This window comes from Flexithrix dorotheae DSM 6795, from assembly GCF_000379765.1.
In the GTDB taxonomy this organism is placed as follows: domain Bacteria; phylum Bacteroidota; class Bacteroidia; order Cytophagales; family Flammeovirgaceae; genus Flexithrix; species Flexithrix dorotheae.
This window is the reverse complement of record NZ_KB903487.1, coordinates 321,896-343,293: the sequence shown is the minus strand read 5'-3', so window position 1 is coordinate 343,293 and position 21,398 is coordinate 321,896. Positions and strand designations below refer to the sequence as shown.

The 21,398-nt window shown below is 36.5% G+C and carries 14 protein-coding genes; 3 read left to right on the top strand and 11 right to left on the bottom strand.

All coding sequences use genetic code 11. The features are described 5' to 3' along the window. Positions 1 to 12: 12 nt before the first annotated feature. The 3 genes from A3EM_RS0135065 to rpmH form a co-directional block, all read right to left on the bottom strand. Positions 13 to 1,662 carry a S41 family peptidase gene (locus tag A3EM_RS0135065; RefSeq protein WP_020532935.1) on the bottom strand — a complete coding sequence of 550 codons (1,650 nt, stop codon included), beginning with the start codon at positions 1,660 to 1,662 and terminating at the stop codon, positions 13 to 15. Positions 1,663 to 1,950: 288 nt separating this feature from the next. Next, positions 1,951 to 2,361: a ribonuclease P protein component gene (gene rnpA, locus A3EM_RS0135060; RefSeq protein WP_020532934.1), complete on the bottom strand. Its 411-nt coding sequence runs from the start codon at positions 2,359 to 2,361 to the stop codon at positions 1,951 to 1,953. 264 nt (positions 2,362 to 2,625) lie between these two features. Next, positions 2,626 to 2,784, bottom strand: coding sequence for a 50S ribosomal protein L34 (rpmH, locus tag A3EM_RS44620; protein ID WP_044240694.1), 159 nt, complete (start codon positions 2,782 to 2,784; stop codon positions 2,626 to 2,628). A 110-nt stretch (positions 2,785 to 2,894) separates the two neighbouring features. Here rpmH and A3EM_RS0135050 point away from each other — a divergent pair, with 110 nt between their 5' ends. Beyond that, positions 2,895 to 3,413: an acyl-CoA thioesterase gene (locus A3EM_RS0135050; RefSeq protein WP_020532932.1), complete on the top strand. Its 519-nt coding sequence runs from the start codon at positions 2,895 to 2,897 to the stop codon at positions 3,411 to 3,413. Between the two features lie 90 nt (positions 3,414 to 3,503). Here A3EM_RS0135050 and A3EM_RS0135045 read toward each other — a convergent pair whose 3' ends face one another. Continuing rightward, positions 3,504 to 4,283 carry an FkbM family methyltransferase gene (locus A3EM_RS0135045; RefSeq protein ID WP_020532931.1) on the bottom strand — a complete coding sequence of 260 codons (780 nt, stop codon included), beginning with the start codon at positions 4,281 to 4,283 and terminating at the stop codon, positions 3,504 to 3,506. Positions 4,284 to 4,448: 165 nt separating this feature from the next. After that, a complete protein-coding gene (locus A3EM_RS0135040) occupies positions 4,449 to 7,190 on the bottom strand; it encodes a TonB-dependent receptor (protein ID WP_020532930.1) in 2,742 nt (913 codons plus the stop codon). Positions 7,191 to 7,869: 679 nt separating this feature from the next. Between A3EM_RS0135040 and A3EM_RS0135030 the strand changes: the two genes are divergently transcribed. Then, positions 7,870 to 11,184 (top strand): TonB-dependent receptor, encoded by a 3,315-nt coding sequence (locus A3EM_RS0135030; RefSeq protein WP_026210774.1) that lies wholly within the window; start codon positions 7,870 to 7,872, stop codon positions 11,182 to 11,184. 221 nt (positions 11,185 to 11,405) lie between these two features. Here the strand turns inward: A3EM_RS0135030 and aroA are convergent, their stop codons facing one another. The 6 genes from aroA to A3EM_RS0135000 form a co-directional block, all read right to left on the bottom strand. Further along, entirely contained in the window at positions 11,406 to 12,620 is a 1,215-nt protein-coding gene (gene aroA / locus A3EM_RS0135025; RefSeq protein WP_020532927.1) for a 3-phosphoshikimate 1-carboxyvinyltransferase, read from the bottom strand. A gap of 4 nt (positions 12,621 to 12,624) precedes the next feature. Beyond that, on the bottom strand, positions 12,625 to 13,380 hold the full coding sequence (gene lipB / locus A3EM_RS44615; RefSeq protein WP_020532926.1) for a lipoyl(octanoyl) transferase LipB: 756 nt from the start codon (positions 13,378 to 13,380) through the stop codon (positions 12,625 to 12,627). A gap of 147 nt (positions 13,381 to 13,527) precedes the next feature. Continuing rightward, positions 13,528 to 14,100 carry a DUF3124 domain-containing protein gene (locus tag A3EM_RS0135015; protein WP_020532925.1) on the bottom strand — a complete coding sequence of 191 codons (573 nt, stop codon included), beginning with the start codon at positions 14,098 to 14,100 and terminating at the stop codon, positions 13,528 to 13,530. A gap of 135 nt (positions 14,101 to 14,235) precedes the next feature. Next, positions 14,236 to 15,831, bottom strand: a complete 1,596-nt coding sequence (locus A3EM_RS44610; protein ID WP_020532924.1) for a cation:proton antiporter family protein — start codon at positions 15,829 to 15,831, stop codon at positions 14,236 to 14,238. Between the two features lie 167 nt (positions 15,832 to 15,998). After that, positions 15,999 to 16,781 carry an alpha/beta fold hydrolase gene (locus A3EM_RS0135005; protein ID WP_020532923.1) on the bottom strand — a complete coding sequence of 261 codons (783 nt, stop codon included), beginning with the start codon at positions 16,779 to 16,781 and terminating at the stop codon, positions 15,999 to 16,001. Positions 16,782 to 16,898: 117 nt separating this feature from the next. Continuing rightward, positions 16,899 to 17,705, bottom strand: a complete 807-nt coding sequence (locus tag A3EM_RS0135000) for an SDR family oxidoreductase (RefSeq protein WP_020532922.1) — start codon at positions 17,703 to 17,705, stop codon at positions 16,899 to 16,901. Between the two features lie 407 nt (positions 17,706 to 18,112). On the opposite strand from A3EM_RS0135000, the gene A3EM_RS0134990 reads away from it, so the two are divergent. After that, positions 18,113 to 21,226 (top strand): alpha-mannosidase, encoded by a 3,114-nt coding sequence (locus A3EM_RS0134990; protein ID WP_020532920.1) that lies wholly within the window; start codon positions 18,113 to 18,115, stop codon positions 21,224 to 21,226. Positions 21,227 to 21,398 lie beyond the last annotated feature (172 nt).

Genomic DNA, 21,398 nt, shown 5'->3' with positions numbered 1-21,398 from the left:
ATTTATACTAATCTAAGAATCTTCCCCACTTAAAATGCTGTAATAATTATCCATATCACTTAAAAGTTCAATGGCAGCATCCAGTTCATTATCATCATCAAAAGAAGACTCAATTATTCCTGTTTGCAGGTAATATCTTGATGATATTTCCCTTTCTAAAACCTCCATAATTTCCCCCTTAAATTTTTGAAGGTCGGTTTCTTTATTATGAGATATTTTTGCATCTAAATTATCGATCTGCCCTTTTATATCTTCATAATATTTCTCAGCTTTTGCATTTTCTATTAATTCTGCAAGCATTTTTTCTACAGAGGTTGTATAGTCATATTCCTTGTCCGATAACCAGGCAACGAAACTATTAAACTCCTCCTGGCTCAGTTTAAATTCCTTTGCAGGAGGGATAGATTCATGCTTGAGTTTAAACTCTGTAGCATAGTCGAAAATTAAACCTTTACTGACAAGACTCCATACAATTGGAGCATAGTTTTCCTTATCCACAGGAATATCCGGATCCACGCCTCCACCATCATACACGGTTCTGCCTCCTTTGGTTTTAAAAGCTACTCTTAAAGAATCAGGTACTTTATCGGCATAGCCGTTAATATCTCTATGAGAATAATCAATTGCCTGAATACACCTTCCACTTGGAATATGATATTTTGCAACTGTAACTTTTAATTTAGAATTGTAAGACAATGGTCTGGTAGCCTGAACAAGACCTTTTCCAAATGACCTGTGCCCAACCAGCACCCCACGGTCGTAATCCTGAATAACTCCAGAAACGATTTCTGCGGCTGAAGCACTATTTTTACTAATTAAAACAGCAATTGGTATTTCAGTATCCACAGGAGCATTAAGCGCGCGATGAGTTTTGTTCCATTCCTGTATTTTTCCTCTGGTACTTACAACTTCTGAACCTCTCGGAAGGAAAATATTTGCAATATTGATAGCCTCACTCAAAAGCCCTCCAGGATTTCCTCTTAAATCAAGAATAATCTTTTTAGCCCCTTCTTTTTTTAATTCAATAAGGGCATTCTTAACTTCCTTACTGGCATTTTGGGTAAAATCAGTAAGTTGAATAAAGCCAATATCATCTGCCACCAGGCCATAATACGGCACATTATTTAAATGAATTCTTTCTCTTGTTAAATTCAAAGTAAATGACTCGGGATTTCCCATCCTTTTTAAGGTAATTTCGAGAGGAGAGCCTTCATTCCCTTTTAATAATTTACTGATTTCAGAAATAGACAGATCCTTCACCTCCTGACCATCAATTTTCAATAATTCATCTCCAATCTGAACACCCGCCTTTTCGGCTGCATAACCTTCATTAGGCATAAGCACCGTTATTTTATTATTCTTTCTTCCAATTACAGCCCCAATTCCCCCATACTCTCCAGTAGTCATCGTTCTGTAATCATCTATTTGTTCTTCGGGAATATAATTGGTGTATGGATCCAGCGTACTAAGCATGGAATTAATTCCAATATTTACAAGCTCTGTGGGATCTACTTCATCTACATAATATCTATTGACTTCTTTAAACAGTGTGGCGAAGATGTCCAGGTTTTTAGCTATCTCAAAATACTTGTCATTGGGACCAAAAGATGCCAGAAAAGTGAAAAAAATTAAACTGATAATAGCGATTTTAAATCTACGCATCCTCATAAAAAATCAAATTATATGTAATTTGCTGTGGCGCAAAAAATGATATTAAGCAAACTGAAATCAGTTTGAAAAAAGGTGACTTATTGGCGAGAGGCAAATCTTCAATAAAGATGCTTGAAAAGCCAATATTAGTTCACATTTAATATGTCAACGCATTTGATAAAATATCTTTTACCTAATGAATAATTTTTAAAAAAAATTATTGACTTTACTAAGATAAAAATCATTTAACTTATTTAAAAGGGGATTTCAGGTAAAAAAGTTTATTAAAAAGTAGAAAATTTATTTTGTGGATTTTTCAACCACCATTTTCAATAATTTACTTATGCTTTTTTCCATAACAGAAAAATCCTCCTTCTCTTTACCCACATATATCAACCCGATATGTTCGGGCACAAATTTTTCTCCTTCCTGCTGAAAAAGGAACTTGTTTTTCCGATAAATTTCTCTTGTTTGTCTTTTTAGTTTATTCCTGTCAACCGCCTTTTTAAAGTTTTTCTTGGAAATAGAAATTAAAACTTTGGGAAGTTGGGCCTCAGCAGAAGTTACTGAAAAAAGTAATTTATAGGGATATTTAAAAAAAGATCGTCCTTCTTTAAATAATAGGGAGATTGCTTTTTTGCTTATTAACCTTTCTTGCTTGGAAAAGGTCTGAGCAAACGTAGAAACAGGCAAACCGGGATCGTCAGCCATCTATTAAGTAGAAATACTTATGAAGTAGAAATTAGCAGAAATGTATTGATGGAAAACCAATATAATTTACCAGCCAGGACATTTCTAAAAAAAGAGAAGCACCAAAAATTAATTTTTGGCTGCTTCTGCATTCTTTGAGTACCTTTTCACCTTATTTTCTGCTTTTACAAGCTGGCTTTTGTGGTACTTTAAATTCTCTTGATTCTTTTGAATCTTTTTTGCTACTCTGATTTTCATCTTATTCGTAGATTAAGGTTTTTGAAATTAAGCTTTATGCCTTCTTTCGCTTGAAACGGTTAATTTCTTTCTGCCTTTAGCCCTTCTTCTGGCTAATACAGAACGACCACCTGGAGTTTCCATTCTTGATCGGAAACCGTGCTTATTTCTTCTTTTTCTATTTGAAGGTTGATATGTCCTTTTCATCTGTGATATTATTTTAGGGATGCAAAGGTAAAAACTTTAAGTTAAATTTAAAATTTATTATTCTTTAATATCCAGATTTAGTTAATTTGTCCCAAAAAGTACGCTCAAACATGCTAGAACAAGTTAAAGAATACCCAAAAGAAACAGAATCCAGGTCTGTGATCCGTTTCCAGGATTGCGATCCTTTAAGACACCTAAACAATGCCAAATACTTTGACTATTTCTTCAACGCACGAGAAGACCAGACGACACAACTATATGGAGTGAGGCCAGGTGATATCTTTCAAAGATATAAAGCTGGCTGGGTAGTTTACCAACATCAAATTGCCTATGTAAGGCCAGCAATGGTTGGGGAGTGGGTGAGGATAATGTCACGTATAATATTCTTTAATGAGGATACAGTAGTAGTAGAATATTATATGACGGATGATTCTAAAGCCAACCTTAAAACGGTTCTATGGACCTCTTTAAAGTATGTAGAGGTAAGCAGTGGAAAAAAGCGCAAACATCATGAGGAAATTATGACTTATCTGGATAAAATTTCCATACATGGACTGGATTTTTCCCAAATGGATATAAATTCGAGAATTAAGGAAATCAAGGAGTATTTGAAAAAACAATATTCTTAGCCCCCCTTTGTCCCAATTATTGGACATTATAGGTTAATCGTATCTTTTCATACATGGGCACCCTGGAATATTTTCTGACGGTGCTTTTTTTTATGCCAATATAAAAGCATAATCATTGATTTTTTCTTTTGGGAAGAAATACAATTCAATTTCTTCTTCATGTGCTGAGTTTCCTTTTTGGAATGGGATTAGTTGTTCATCTTTCAAAAAGAAGGCTGAATATTTAAGAGGAGAAAGCATATCTATAATTTCCAGCTTATGAGATAGAGGATCAATTTCTATTTCCAATATTGGCCTGAATTTTTCAATCAAACTTAAAAAATGAGGGATAATATGCAATTCGTATCCTTCTACATCACATTTAATAAAATTAAGCCTTGGTAAATCGGAAAAAAGCGTTTCCGGCTTCATCATAACAGCTTTATGTTGGTAAGCCAGGTCCGTATTTTCTTCCGTATTTTCCAAAACCTCCGTTCTTCCATGCCTGATTACCCCATCTACATTGGGAGTTCCCAGCATTATTTCCTTTTCGTCCTCTTCTCCAAGTGCATAAGGCATTACTTCTACATTATCACCCGAAAAATAAGCAACATTCCTTAACAAAACCTCCCTGAATAATTCAACTGGCTCAATAGAAAACAATTTACCTGACTTTCCAATCAACTGAGAGATGGGGATAGAAAAATAACCCAGATTTGCCCCAATATCTATACAGTAATCGCCATCCTTAATCATTTTACTAAGAAACTTCACCTGGTAATGTTCCTTTAAGTAAATTTTATGAACAAAGGTTTTCAAAAAAATATAGGAAATGATCCTGAGGTATTTTTCAAAACTAAAAACAGCTAATAATAACTTTCTGAGCAACATTATTTTTCTTTTGAATTAGGGATGCCAAAGTTAATAAGAATTGCCATTTTAAGTTATATATAGCTCAATTCTTCCTTATTCAATTTTAAGTTGGAATAAGGCACAAAAAAAAGAGGCTCATTGCTAAGCCTCTTTTTTGGAATTATTTTATTACTATACTTTGGGTTAGAATCTGTATTTCACACCTAAATTCCAGGTTCTTCCAAATCCATAATAGATATTATTATTAATACTGGCGTTACTTGTACCAGGAATGATATTTTCTGCACCAGAATCAAGAATATTTGAATTTGACTCTGAAATGTAAATTTCATCTAATACATTATTTACATTTAGTCTAAAAGTTAAATCTGATCCTGTTCCTTTTAATTTAAGCGTATAATAAGCCCCTAAATCCATTAGACCATAGCTTGGTAATTCCCATGCCTGATTTCCTGGCTCAAGGAAAGTATCATCTTCGGCAGGATTAAAATCTGCATAAATTTTAGAAGCCTGATAATAATTGGCTGTTAACCTAAACCCTTGTAACAATTCGTAATCTGCACCAATACTGAAGGTTGTCTGAGCAGCGTCACCTACCTTCACATCATCCAGGAATAAAGTAGCTTTTCCAATTTCCTGTTGATCATCATCAAATACAACCGCTTCGGTATTTGTCGTATATCTCCAGTTTCCTAAAGAAAACATACCTGTAATATTTAATTTCCTTACTGGTTTCCACAAGAAATCGACTTCAATACCTTCATGTTTTTGATCAACTGTATAGTTAGCCGTTCCATCCTGGTTACCAAGTTGTACCGATCTGCTATACTGTTTGTCCAACCAGGTAGTACTATATAAATTCACATTGGCATTGAAGGTGGAACTTCTGTAACCATAACCCAATTCGTAGGCAATTACTTTTTGATTAGTGGCATCTTCATTTACGTTATTACCAAAATTTACATAAACATTATCAAATATGGGTTGTCTTTCCATATAACCTGCATTAGCAAATACATTATGATTTTCAGTAAGGTTATAATTCACACCACCTTTTATATTTCCTCCCCAATAGTCTCTCCATCCAGTCTCAAAATTAGGGTCGCTGTATAGATTATTAAAATACTCTATCCTTTTGAATCCCTGGCTGGAAGCCGATGCAGAAACAAATGCAGATAATTGGTCTCCAGTATATTCTAACTGACCATAAAAACCTACCCATTTCACCAATCCATCATTATGATAATTCAATTTTCTATCATCTTTGATCTCGGCAAGGGCTTTAGCTTCTTTCTCCTGAGTAATAAATTCACCCTCGATATTGATATTGGTATTAGTATAGAAAGCATCATTTCCAAGTAAGTTGTCTACTCTTCTGTAGTGAATTCCTCTATAATGTCTTAAATCAATTCCACCTACAAAATTAAATCTGTCATTTATCTCATGAGTAACATTTGAGATTAATCCTACCCAGTTATGAGCATTCATTGAAGCTCTTCTAATTAATCCATAACTATCACCTCTGTATTCTCCATCCACTGATGATTCTGTGGCTACATTAGATCCAACAAAATATCCTCTTCGATTATCAGGACCAGTCCAGGGTAATCTATTATCTCCAAAATCAGCAACAGTTCCTCCACTATTCCATGAAACTATGTCATCAAACCTGTTAAGACCATCATTAGTTTTAGGTAATCTGTAATCTGCATTTCCATTTATACCTCCTCTCGAACCAGTTCCTCCTCCCCTTCCTGCTGAATAATAAGCAGAAGTAGCAATTTGAGTTTTATCATTTACATCCCAATACCAGTTCACAAATATTTTTGGTTTGTGGTAAAAGTTTCTTCTCCAGGTATATTCTTCTCCGTTTTTGTATCCCCAGTCACTGTTATATTTATGACCTTCTTCACCCCAAAACTCTTTGTACTTTTGGTAATCTTTATATCTTGGAGCAAAATCTCTTTGATTATGCCATTGTGGTGCACCCAAACCAGTAATTGCAATTGAATGGTTATTACCAATTTGCTTGCTTAAGGATGCAAAGTAGGAATATCCTTTGAATTCAGTTCCGGCAACATAACCATTTCCTGTTGTGTGTGTGCCCTGCAGCGTTAAAGCCCAGCCACTTTCACCTAATCCTGTAGAAAGTACTAACCCGTATTTTTGATATCCATCATTACCGATACTTACGCTTGCAGCTCCGCCTTTCCGCATATCGGCAGCATTAGTGATAATATTAATTGAACCTCCAATAGCAGGAACAGCCAATTTCGAGGCACCCAATCCTCTTTGTACCTGCATTTTGGTAGTCACATCACTTAAACCAGCCCAGTTTGACCAGTAAACCCAGCCATTTTCCATATCATTTACAGGAATACCATTAATCATCACAGCAGTATTTCTTTGGTCAAATCCTCTGATGTTAATCCTTGAATCACCAAACCCACCGCCTTGTTTGGTCACATAAACCGAAGGGGTATAACGTAACATTTCGGGAAATTCCTGATTCCCTACTTTTTCTTCGATAAACTTGGAATCAATAGTAGTCACAGCTACTGGAGTCTTTCTATCAATAGCTACTGAAGCAATTACTTCAACTTCTGCTAACCCTACTGCAGATGGAGTTAAATTAATTGTTCCAACTTCTACTGTTCCACCACTGAGATTTATAGGCTTCTCTAAAGATTCGAAACCTACAAATGAAACAATAAGTGTTTGATTTCCACTCTTTTCGGTTTTGAACATAAAGTTACCTTCAAAATCAGTAACACTACCTGTAGTGGATCCTTTTAAGATGACATTGGCGCCTATAATAGGTCCATCTTCATCCGATACATTTCCTTTAATTGTTGTAGCTTCCTGGGCGTACACAGCTGTACACATGGCAAGCATAAAAAACAGTTGTAGTAAAAGTTTTCTCATCTTGTGAATAATTTAGTTTTCGCAAAAATAACTTCATTGTGGTTATAATCGTACCAAGGTAATATTAATTAATTAATAAATTTAAAAATTGCCCGATTTTCCTTTTTTGATATTTTATTTCATGAATGCAGACTAGTATAAAATTATATTTTTCTAACAAAAAATTGGATTATTACCACAAAAACTCACTTCATATTATTTTTTTCAAACCTAAGATATTGTACTTATATAACATCTCAGATAGGAAAAATCTAATTATTTCATTCAATCCTCCAAAAAACAGGCTTCCTGACTATCCTAAAGGGAGAATCCAGGAAAAAGCAGATGTAATATTTTATCAAAATGTTAAGTTTACTATAAAAAAGGTTACATAATCGTAAATTTTAATTACATCCATTTTTTATATTTGTCATCAATTCTTTGAGCTTGTTAAAAATTTAAATATTTCGAAAATTTTGATTTTCAGGAATTTTATTTTGAATCCCAGTGCCTGACCCCGGCAAAGGCCTTATTGGGCATTTACATGAAAAAAACTGAGGTAAAATAAGCTCAACCAAAAGAAATAACACCTGATTATTATCCTTTCCAAACCAGTCCTTTAATAACTAATTCGTGTGCATGAACCACTATGGATCATGTTCCCATTACTATTTCTTTACTTATAAACCCACTCACTCAAATGAGAAAAAATCTACTTAGTTTACTTATTCCAATTGCGATATTGCTGTTGGCAAATAATTACTCTTGGGCACAGGGAACAACCACTGCCAGAATAAATGGTTTGGTTTCAAATGATGAAGGTCCATTACCCGGAGCCGCAATAATTGCCATTCATACACCCACCGGATCTAAATTTGGCGGAGTGACCAATGTGGATGGTATCTTTACAATAAATAATCTTAATGTAGGGGGACCTTACAAAATCTCGGCATCATATATTGGTTTTCAGAATTCTGAAAAAGAAGGTATTTACTTATCCCTAGGACAAACTTTAAAAATTGATTTTGAATTAACTGAAGAGTCAACTGAGTTAGAAATGGTTGAAGTAATTGCATTGGGAAGTGACGTATTCGATGGAAACAGAACCGGACCAGAAACCAATGTCACTGAAAAAGATCTCACTGCCTTACCCACAGTAAACAGATCATTAAATGACTTTTTCAGACTTTCCCCACAAGCCAATCTAAATAATGGCACACAAAATTCCATCTCATTTGCTGGGGTAAACAATAGGTATAACTCAATTTTTATCGATGGAGCAGTAAATAATGATGTTTTTGGGTTGGCAAGTTCTGGAACGAATGGAGGACAAACTGGTATTTCCCCAATTAGTATAGATGCACTCGAGCAGGTACAATTGGTAGTTGCTCCCTACGATGTAACTTTAGGCGGATTTGCAGGAGGAGGAATAAATGCGGTGACAAGAAGTGGAACTAATAATTTTGAAGGTTCTGCTTATTATTTTACAAGAAATCAGAATCTGGCTGGAAAAACACCAACTGATGATCCGGAACAGGAAAGGGTAAAACTCGATCCGTTTACGGCCAAAACCTATGGATTCAGATTAGGTGGACCTATCATTAAAAATAAATTATTCTTTTTTGTAAATGCTGAAATCCAAAGAGACGAAACACCTGTACCTTTTACTTTTGATGGATATGAAGGAGATGCGGACAAAGCCACGGTTGATGCAATTGCTGCTCAGGTTCAAAACCTTTATGGTTATGATCCGGGAGGTTACGAAAATAACATTCAGACCCTTAGTGGGGATAAATTTTTATTAAAGCTGGATTATAATATTAACCAAAACCATAAACTTTCAGCAAGGCATAGTTATACAAGGGCAGACTTTGTGGGTCCTTTAAGGGCTGGAGCCAGAAATATTTATTTTGGGAATTCAGGACAAACCTTTCCTTCCATTACTAACTCCTCAGCACTGGAACTAAAAAGTAACTTTGGAAGCAAGGCTTCAAATAACCTCATTATTGGTGCAACATTCGTAAGAGATGACAGAAATATAACAGGCCAACCATTTCCTTCAATTGTCATCAATGATGGAAATGCGGATATTACCTTAGGAGGCGAACCTTTTTCCTATGCCAATGTGGTGAATCAGGATGTCATTACCCTAACTAACAATTTCAACCTGTATAAAGGAAAACACACTTTTACAATCGGTACACACAATGAATTTTTCAGCCTTTTCAATTTATTCTTGCCACTTCATCCATCCCAGTATACTTATAGCTCCACAGATAAGTTCTTTGCCAATGAAGCCTATCTTTACCTTTATGGCCATGAAAAAGGTAATATAAATATCGGAGATAATGCCACTTCAGTTGCCGCTGATTTCAGCGCTTTACAATTGGCTTTTTATGGGCAGGATGAAATTCAGTTTAATCCAAATTTTAAACTTACTGCCGGAATAAGGTTAGATATTCCCATTTTCATTGATAATCCTCCAAGAGATAACACCCAATTCAACACGGAAACAGTTAGGTTAATTGAGCAGGAAGGCTATGATCTGAAAGGAGCAAGAGCCAGCCAAATGCCTGCTACGCAACTAATGTGGAGTCCGAGGGTTGGTTTTAACTGGGATATAAAAGGAGACAAAACAACCCAATTAAGAGGTGGTTTAGGGATTTTCACCAGTAGAGTGCCATTTGTATGGCCGGGAGGTGTATTCCTTAGAAATGGGTTAACCAGTGGGTTTTATGTTGGCTTTAATGGAGCGGGTTTTGCACCTCCGGGAGATGGTGGAATTGCCTTTGAGCCTGATTTGAATCAACAAATCCCAAGGCCATTAGGTACAGGTGGTGGGCTTCCGGAAGATGATCCTAATCAACCTTCCGGTGATGTCGATTTATTTACTGAAAACTTTAAATATCCTCAAATTTTCAGAGGGAGTATTGGTGTAGACCAACGGTTATTCTGGGGACTTACCGGTTCTTTAGAATTCCAGTATACCAAGACTTTAAATAATGTCCTTTATCAAAATCTTAATATCAAAAAAGAGCCATTTGCCAATTTACAGGGAGCTGATAACAGACCTATCTGGAATCCAGCTGGTGATCCTGTTGACCCCACATACAATTACATCACACTTGCGGATAATACCAATAAAGGCTGGACCTACAGTTTTACTGCGCAATTACAAAAAGCCTTTGATAATGGATTTACCGGAAGTCTGGCTTATACTTATACCGATGCCAAATCTATTTTTGATGGAACTGTATTCATTAACTCATCACAATGGCAGGAATTCCACAGTGTAGGAGGAAGAAACAACCCTGATGGTTTATACCGGTCACAATTTGCTTCTGGTTCAAGGGTAGTTGCATTTTTAAATTACAGAAAGGAATATTTAAATAATTTGGCTACATCAATTTCGGTATTTTACAATGGGCAGTCCGGAATTCCATATTCATATGTTTATAATGACAATGATGGGACATTGACTAATAATGATCCTAATTTAGATGAACCACGAAACCTGATTTATGTTCCTGCCAGTCAAGATGAAATTGTTTTGGTAGATAAAATGGACGGTGAGGGAAATGTAACTGAAACTGCCGCTCAACAATGGGCTGCCTTAGACGCCTATATTTCTAATGATGATTACCTGAGCGAAAGAAGAGGAAACTATGCGGAAAGAAATGCGGCAAGAACGCCTTTTGAAAGTATTATTGATGTAAAGTTCCAACAAGAGGTTTTTATAGAAACTGGAAATGGAATCAGACATACGCTGGCATTTACTTTTGATATTTTCAACTTTGGAAATTTATTGAATAAAGACTGGGGGCGAAGATACTTCATTAGTGACAATCAGAACTTCCAGTTAATCCAGTTTCAGGGATATCAGGATGCTGCTAATGACAATTATACACCCACTTTTACTTTTTCTGATCCGGGAGATCCGTGGAACATCATTCAGGATGGCTCAACTGCAAGTGCCAGATGGTCTGCTCAAATTGGTTTAAGATATAGTTTCTAAGTGAGACCACAAACGTAATAATCTGTAAAACAATATCTTATAATTTCAACCAAACACAAAAAAAGGAGTCTTTAAAGACTCCTTTTTTTGTGTTTTAAAGCCAGAATTTAGATACTTTTTTTAATACATGGAACACTTGTTCCGCAAAAACCTAAATTCTGGATTATAAACTTTAACTAATTTGCAAATATTCCTTAGAACTAAAAATTCAATCCAATGGCTTAAACAAGCTCAAAACCTGCCACTTTTAAGTGATCCCAATAAACCGGATATGATTTATTCACCACAGAAGGTTCCTCAATAGTAACTTCTCCCAATAATCCGAGTGGAGCAAATGCCATGGCCATCCTATGGTCATCATAAGTATCAATCACTGGATGATTCATTACAGTTTCTGCTGCTGAAATGATAATTTCACTATCCCCAATTACCTCTACCTGATGTCCAACTTTTTTCAATTCTGTTTCTATGGCCGCGATCCTGTCTGTTTCTTTTATTCTCAAACTTTCTAATCCTTTCATTCTGGCAGGAGTTTTTGTGGCTGCGCAAATTACCGCTACGGTTTGTGCCAAATCGGGGCAATGGGTAAAATCAAATTCGAAACTATCTTCTTTAGGGATTTTTGTAAGTAAAACACCAGTCTCATCGAAAGTACTTTTTACACCCAGCTTTTCCATAATCTCTACAATGGCTTTATCCCCCTGCAAAGAATTTTCCCTCAATCCTAATAATTTGATATTGGCCTCTTTGGAAAGTGCGGCAATACTATACCAGTAACTCGCACCAGACCAATCCGACTCAATGCTGTAATTGTTTGATTGATAAGGCTGTTTGGCTATTGAAATTACATTTTCATCCCAGGTATGTGTGATTCCAAAATGTGACAATAATTGAAGAGTCATTTTGATATAGGGAACTGAAGCTACTTCACCAATCAATTCTAATTTCAGGCCCTGAGGGAGAGTCGGAGCCACCATGAGCATAGCGGAAATATATTGGCTGCTCACATTTCCCTGGATTTTCACATGATCCGTTTTTTGCTCAAAGCTCTTGATTTCATGTGGAGGATACCCTTCCTTTTTCAAATAATCAATTTCAGCACCCAGACTTCTAAGTGCATCTACCAATATTTTAATCGGCCTTTCCTGCATTCTTGGTGTACCAGTTAAAATGGTTGGCCGGTTGGTTATGGTGCAAAATGCAGTCAAAAACCGCATGGTAGTGCCGGCATCCAAAACATCAAGCGTTTTTTCTTCCGACTTCAACAACCTGATCATTGTCTGACAGTCCCTTGCTTCGGAGATATTGGATAATTCAATATTATTTTCCGATAATGCCTGTATGATTAATGCCCGGTTACATTCACTTTTAGAGGCAGTCAGTTTAATTTCCGCATTTACAACACCACTTGGGTGTGCTACCTTAATCTTCTCCAAAATATTAATAATTTATATTGATTGTTTTCTTCACCTCCGATTCAACTTCCATTTCGAACAAATTGAGGAGATGAAATTTCACTCTGTTTTGTACTTCTTTTAAATCCTGGGGTTCACCCAGCTCTTTTTCCAGCGAAGTAACTGCTTTATCATTTATTCCACAAGGAACAATATGATCAAAATAGGTTAAATCTGTATTAACATTGAAGGCAAAACCATGCATAGTCACCCACCGACTCATTTTTACGCCAATCGCACAAATTTTTCTTGGATTTTTTGCTCCTGGTTCAAAATCAAGCCACACCCCGGTCAAACCTTCTACCCGCCCTGCCTTTAAACCATAATCACTCAAAGTAAGGATAATTGATTCTTCAATATATCGCATATATTTATGGATATCGGTAAAAAAATTATCCAAATCTAAAATGGGATAGCCAACAATCTGTCCCGGACCATGGTAGGTAATATCTCCTCCTCTATTTATTTTAAAAAATTCCACACCATTTGCTTCCAATCCAGTCTGGTTCAGCAACAAATGATTTTCCTCCCCGCTTTTTCCAAGCGTGTAAACATGAGGATGCTGGCAAAATAAAAGGTAATTTTCTGTAGAAATAGTGTGCTCTCCCCGGTCTTCTCTTCTTCTGTTTTCCAGTTTTAAATTCACGGATTTGGTAAAAATTGCTGTCTGATAATCCCAGGCGGTTTTATAGCTTACCATCCCCAAATCCTCTATTCTCGTTTTTTTGTTTACCAATTTCATGACGAGCTAAATGCCTTGAATTTACTTTTTTCAAAGCACTGCGTTTGTTTAAACTTCTGCAAAGCTAAATGATTCCATTGACCTTATGCCAGGTCAGCCTTACTTTTCATTAAAATAATTGATGGGAACCCGGAAAAAGAAGAAGCATTACTCACTTAAATTGCGAATCACTCTGCCTTCAGAAATAAAGGAAAGTCCCATTGTTCCCTGATTTCCAACCATCACTACTTCAATTATTGGTTCATTCACTAAAATATCTGATTTCCATTCTACAAGAAAATTAGCACCAGAACCTCCCATATTGTGACTTTCAGGTATAATATACTCTGTGGAAGCAAGCGGCCCTAAAACCAATGGTTCCTCCAGAAAAACCTGGATCACCTTGCCATCAGTATTATAATAGCGAACATAGTTTATCGTAATTCCATGCTCCAGGCTGGTATTCCGTATGCTCAAAATTGCCCCCAATAAGAAATCCCTTTTGTTATCAAAATACCGGATATGCGAATAAACCGGAGCATAAACCAATTGCCCCTTCGATTTGGAAATTCCACGATCAGGAACAGAATAGGGCAATTCCTGAGGTATTTCTTTTACAGGTTCATTTTGACTTAAACTTTCTCCTTGCTTGTTTGGATTACAGCCTGAATGAACAACCAGGGAAATAAAAAAAATAAATGGTAAATAACTTTTAAAGGGCATATTCAAAAAAAATTTCATAACATTTCTATTGTCGATCTTACAAAAATATGCAATTTTCTGGCGGTGTCTTCTCTATTAAGACACCCCATTTCATAGTAATTTGTTAACTTGACCTTAGGCTTAATGATTTTTGACTTTTTAGAAATTTAAATATTACCCCTTTTCTTTCAGGTCGGGAATTTCATCCTTAAAAGTTTTGAGGGTATCCTCTGCAAAACCAACTCCTGCTTCCTTAAATATATTAAACACAGAATCCACTCCCAATTCTTCAAGTTCGGCCTTTTCATCTGAAAATTGAGCAGTTGCAGTAAGCACACAATCATAATGGCTATTCCGGAATTGCCTGGCCGCATAATAATTTGCAGCATGTTTGGTCATGGTAAGCATGACCAGCCTGACCTTATTGGGTTGTAACTTTTCCCAAAAATCAGTATCTGTAGCATCACCCAATATTACTTTTCTGCCTTTTTCAATATTGTTTTTCACTACTTTAGGATCTGCGTCTATCCCCAACACTTCTTTTCCAAAATGCTCCGACATATAATCATATGCCCCACTTCCTACCCTGCCCATGCCAAATATTAAAATATGGGCATCTCCTGTATCCAAAGGCTGATCATCAGGCAACATTTTTGGTGTTTGAAATGCAACCAGAAATTTTTCAAAGCGAGCATAAATAGAGTAGGATCGCGCATTTAGTGGAGATGCCCAAACAAATGAAAAGGCTACTGCCAAAGCCAAAATTCCCAGCCATTCCCCTTCAAGCCATCCGGATTTTACCGCCATTGCCCCTACAATTAAACCAAATTCACTAAAGTTGGATAGAATACTTGCAGTAATAAAAGAAGTCCTGGATCGCATTTTAAGCCTGGTAAGAATAAGGTGAAATAGTCCTCCCTTAATCAACACAAAAAAGCTTATAGCCAAACCGGTATACAGCATAAATGCATTGAGGTTTTCCTGATAACCTATATTTACAAAAAAGGCAATGAGAAAAATATCTTTAAAGCCCATTAACCCTTTGGCGAGTTCATCCGATTTAGAATGCCCTACCAACAATTGCCCCATGACCAAGGCCCCTAAATCCGGTTTCATACCCACTATTTCGAACAGATAAGCCCCCAATAAAGCCAATACAATTCCATAGAGTAACTTGAGTTCACCATGCCCCACCATTTCCAGTAATTTCAGAAATAAAGGACGAAAAAAAGGAAGTGCTAACAAACCTAACGCCCAAACGGAAGGCAATTTCCCGACTGAAATGGTAAGAAAAAGGACCGCTACCAAATCCTGAATAACAAGGATTCCGATAGAGGTTCTTCCATACAAACTGATCAATCCACCTTTTCCCTCAAGCACTTTAAAAGCGAAAATGGTACTTGAAAAACTCAGAGCAAAGGAAATGATAAGGGTAGGAATGAGACCCAAATTCCTAAAACCGGAAATTTCCAGAGAATTTAGCATGAAAAATATCCCTGAAAATAAGACAATTGTAACCAAAAGATGAATGATGGCTGTTCCATAAACAATTGGCCGGATTAAACTTTTGAGCTGAAGTTTTAAGCCAATGGTAAAAAGCAGTAATAATATCCCTATTTCCGATAAATGTGCTGCTATTTCGTGATCCCGTTCTACACCAAAAGCATTCAATAAAAAACCAGCCAGCAAATAACCAATAAGTGGAGGAAATCCTATCCTGCCGGCTCCAAAACCCAATACAAAAGCTATTGTCAGGATTATGACTTCCATAAAAAAAATCTTTATATTTCTTGATGTCAGAAATTAGAATTTAGAAGTCAAAAATTTTTAGACAATATAAAACTAGTAAGTTCTGACATCCATCTTCTAATCTAATCCTCACCATTAAGTTTACATTGTGTTTAAAAATTGCCAGGATAAAAGTAGATCATCCATTATTAAGGACGATTGATACAATAGTTCGTAAACCGACTAAGAATTTCCAGGGTTTTATTTTTTTCCTCAATCATACCCATATGCCCCACATTTCCCAAAATATGTACAATACTTTCTTTTGGCAAATGGCATTCTTTTAAACTTTGATCCATGGGCACCGACCCGTCATCTTTTCCAATCACAAAAAGCACCGGAATATCCAGTTCTTTTAGCACATCTCTTCGGTCCGGTCTGTCCCTCATTGCTTCCATTGTTTTGGCCACAACTTCCTTATCCAGGTTTTCAGCCGCATTTATAAAATACTGAATCTCATTCTTAAATTTTTCTCTTGTATGTGGAGAAAACAAACCGGGAAAAAGGGAAGAAACAAATTTTGCAGTTCCATTTTCCCGAATGAATGCAGCAGCTTTTACTCTGGTATTTTTCTTTTCTTCAGAATCGGAAAAAGCAGTGGAATGAAACAAACCCAAACCAATTAATTTCTGTGCATAAAGTGAGGCAAAGGCAAGGGAAACGTATCCTCCAAGGGAATGCCCTACCATCAGGCACTTTTCAATTTTTAAATCCTCTAACAAACCATTAATTTCTTCAGCAAAATAGGTAATACTTGGTTTTTCCACACTTAAAGGACTTTTGCCAAAACCAGGCAAATCCACATTAATCACATGATACTTTACAGAAAGCATGGCCGAAAAATTGGCCCACAATTTCCTGCTCTCACAAAAACCATGAATTAAAACTAAAGGCACACCATCACCGGAAGAAGTATAACTTAATTTGCTCATTTTTTAAATAGGATTTAATTGGATAAGGAATTAGGTAATTAAATTCTGGAATTCTAAGATCAATAATTTAAAATAAAAAACAGAAACTTCCCATTAAAACATTTCTAATTTAAATCTCTACCGCACATTAATCTTTCTTACCATTTTTGAGAAAATTCCCGGAAAAAACCTTTTCATGTATACTCCGGAAAGCTCTTTTAGTCCAGCTGGATAAATTTCTCTTTTATTTTGTTGAATGGCTTTAATAATGCTTTTGGCACAATCCTCAGGTGAAATCCCCGAAGCCTGGCCCGCATCCATTTTTCCTTGTTTACTGCCATCACCCATTACAGCATTTAATGAAATATTTGTTTTTACATATCCAGGGCACACCAAAGTTACCTTAATTCCATCCGCATAAACCTCTGCTCTTAGCGCATCAAAAAATCCTTGCAAAGCATGCTTAGAGGCGGAGTAGGCTGTTCGCAATGGCGTTCCGAATTTCCCTACCACACTGCTTATAGCAACTATATGACCGGATTTATGCTTTTTCATCACTGGTAATACCGCCTTAGTAAGGGCTACTGTGCCCATAAAGTTTACGTCCACCACTTTTTTAAAAACATGAAGATCCGTTTCTTCAAACCTGGATCGCTGACTTATTCCTCCATTATTGATCAATATGTCAATTTTCCCAAATTTTTCTATCACTTTATTTACTGTAGGCTGGTAGTCCTTATACTCGGATAAATCTATTGGTAAAATCAATTTATTTTCCTCACTTAGCTCACATTTTAAAGCCACATTTTCTAAGGCTTCTTTTCTTCTGGAAGACAAAATCAGCTTTGCCCCAAGCTTAGAAAACTGGCTGGCCAGCGCCTCCCCAATTCCGGAGGAAGCCCCGGTTATCCATACTACCTTTCCATTAAAATTTTTCATTCCCATTCAAAAAGATTTGTAAAAAAAATCAATTGCCCTAAATTTAAGAACCAGTATTGGATAAATGGATTAACTTTTCAACAAACTCCAAAATTTAAATTGGACTGAATTGAAGGAAATCCTGATCATCCTGCTGTCGAATTTCAGGGCTTGACTAAGAAAATTAATTTTTTTGGAACATGCTCTTCTTTGTAAATATGATAACAACTACCGGCAGATTTTTATAATCATAAAAACATAACTCTTTGTCTGCTAAATCGATAGCAATTTTATTTTTCCTGATTGATAAAAATAAAGGAGAAAGGGCCAAATTAACCTTTGTTTCTAAATGCAAAGTCCTTGAAAAATAATTATCGAGGATTACATTTTTCTAAATCAGGCTTTTGGGCAATAACCAGGCAATCTCTATTAATATGAAGAAACACTCCAATTTAACTATTGACCGAATTGAAAAATTCAGAAAAAAATTAAAATATAATTATTACTATGATCCTGTGCCTATGAAGGCATATTATCATAAAACAAAAGAACCAATTTCTTATGATTTGGCTCAAACTGCCATTTATGATGTCATTCAGCCTGGCAAGAAATGGGGATCACTTTATGAATGTGCGTGGTTCAAGTTTCAGGGAAGAGTACCCGATGAGTTTGCCGGAAAAGAAGTGGTAGCGCTTATTGATGTGGGAGGTGAGGGCTGTGTATTTGACAAGGGAGGCAACCCAATTCAGGGACTTACCAATAAGCGAATAGAGTGGACCATGAAAGAGACCATCATCAAAAAAAGGGTTTGCCTTTTTAAGGAAGCCAAGGGTGGGGAAAAAGTGGATTTAATGGTAGATGCCGGTGCCAACAATATCCTAGGTGCTGAAAATGTGCTCACCTACGAATCCATGGAAGATGGTGTTTTCAACCAGGCTGAGTTAGCCATTTTCGATCGGGAAAAGTGGAAACTATTTGTGGAGTTCGACCTTTTAGCCAATCTGATGACCGAACTTTATGAAAAAACCAGGCATAGAAAACTGTTGATTTATGCGCTTAATGAGGTGGTAAATAAATATGGAGATGGAGGGCCGGAAGAGGTTGCTATTTGCCGGGGAATATTAAAAGAAGAATTAGATAAAAAAGCAAATGCCTCTGCAATAGAAGCATCAGCTATTGGACATGCACATATTGATATTGCCTGGTTGTGGCCTTTAAGAGAAACTGTCAGGAAGGCAGCTCGAACCTTCTCAACGGCTTTACTTCTTATGGACGAATATCCCGAATATAAATTTGGTGCCAGCCAGCCAGTACTTTATCAGATGATGAAGGACAATTATCCCGGGCTTTATCAAAGAATGAAGGATGCGATAAAAAGACAACAATGGGAATGCCAGGGAGCCATGTGGGTAGAAGCAGATTGTAACCTGACTTCCGGTGAATCTCTGGTAAGGCAAATCATTCACGGAAAAAAGTTTTTTCAGGATGAATTTGATGTAGAAGTGGATAATTTATGGTTGCCTGATGTTTTTGGCTACAGTGCAGCATTACCCCAGCTTTTAAAGAAATCTGATGTCAACTACTTCATGACCCAGAAAATCTCATGGAATCAGTTTAATACTTTCCCTCACCATACCTTTATTTGGAAAGGCCTTGACGGCACAGAGATATTCTCTCATTTTCTTGCGCCAAATAATTACCGCTCGGATGTGAGCTCAGCTGACCTGATTAATCTGGAAAGGGAAAATTATGATACAGAAAGAAACCCATACGCACTCTTTTTATATGGTGCCGGAGATGGCGGAGGTGGCCCATCAAGAATTTATCTGGAAAAGCTGTTACGCACCAAAGACCTGGAAGATTTACCAAAAGTAAAACTGGAATTTGCACGGGATTTTTTCATTAAAGCCGAAAGAGATTCCCGAGATTTACAAAAATGGAATGGCGAACTCTATTTGGAATTGCACCGAGGAACTTTAACTACGCATGCCCTTACCAAAAAGCTTAACCGAAAGCTGGAATTAATGCTTAGAGAAGTGGAGTATATCTATTCCATTTACGATTTGGAAAACTATCCTCAGGAAGATCTGGATAGACTTTGGAAAGTAGTTTTACTTAATCAATTTCATGATATTATTCCCGGAACTTCTATTTCCCAGGTGCATGTGGAATGCCTTGCCGAGTACAAAGCCGCTATGCTTGAATTGAAGGATTTTCTACAAAAGGCTCATGAAAAAATGAGCGCCAATATTTCAAACCCGACTTTCGAAAAAGCCATTGCCGCTACAAACAGCCTGAGTTGGGAAAGAAAAACGCTTTTGGAGTTACCTGAAAATACACCTTTGGAAAATATTGCAGACCCCCAAGGAAATATCTTAAAAAGTCAGCCTATTGAGGTGAATGGGAAAAATAGTTTGCTGGTAGAAGTAACTGTCCCACCAATAGGCCACTCGGTAATAGGAGAATCAGCAGGAAAAAGTAAAAAGGAAAATACGGGCTTAAAAGTTACAGATACTTTATTGGAGAATGACCTGATTAAGGTTCAATTCAACAAAATAGATGGGACAATTTCAAAGATTTGGGACAAGGAAATTGGTCGTGATGTACTTCTTCCAGGGGAATCTGGTAACAAGTTTAAACTATTTCAGGATATTCCAAACCTTTGGGATGCCTGGGATGTGGACATTTTTTATGATGAAACCACCACCAGTGCCCCAAAAATCACAGAGATTAAAGTAAAGGAATCCGGGCCTGTTCGTGGAGCAATATCCTTTAGTTACATTGCTCATAATTATTCCATAGAGCAAACCGTTTATCTGTCCTATAATTCCAAAAGAATCGATTTTAAAACACATGTCAACTGGCACGAAACAGACCATATGCTCCGGGTGGAGTTTCCGGTAAATATTCTGGCCAGAGAAGCCACTTTTGAAATCCAGTATGGCCATGTGAAAAGACCCACACACTACAATACTTCCTGGGATATGGCACAGTTTGAAGTGGTGGCCCACAAATGGGCAGATATTTCCCAGCCAAATTATGGTGTTGCTCTTTTAAACGATTGCAAGTATGGCCATAAAATAAAAGGGAATATAATTAGTCTGAATCTTTTAAGATCTCCTAAAAACCCTGACCCACTGGCTGATATGCATGAACATGATTTTACCTATTCCCTTTTGCCCCATATTGGTGATCATATTACGGGAAATGTAATTCACGAAGCTTATGAACTAAATATTCCGGTAAGGGTTATTCCTCTGACTAAAAATGAAAATGGATTAGCATCCGAAAAATCTTTTGTTCATGTGGAACAAAAAAATATAATTGTAGAAGCCATAAAAAAGGCAGAATATTCTGATGACAGGGTGGTAAGACTTTATGAAGGTGCCGGAATTGATGGCAAGGCAACTATTGAAGTTGGCTTTGAATTTAAAGAAGTATGGCTGGTGAATTTAATGGAAAGAGATATCGAAAAATTAACTTTAAAGAAAGGAAAAATTGAATTGTCTTTCGGGCCGATGGAAATTCATACCTTATTATTTAAATAATTTTAAGGCAAGGAGTTATTAATGATTAAAACGAAAATTCTATTTCCCCGTAGAAATAGTTTTTTTAACGAATTGTATTAAGCACCAATGCTCCACACAAGGTACTATTATTTCCGAGAAAAAATAATCTCTCTATAAGTCTTTTATGGCAAAATAATACTCGATTAATTTT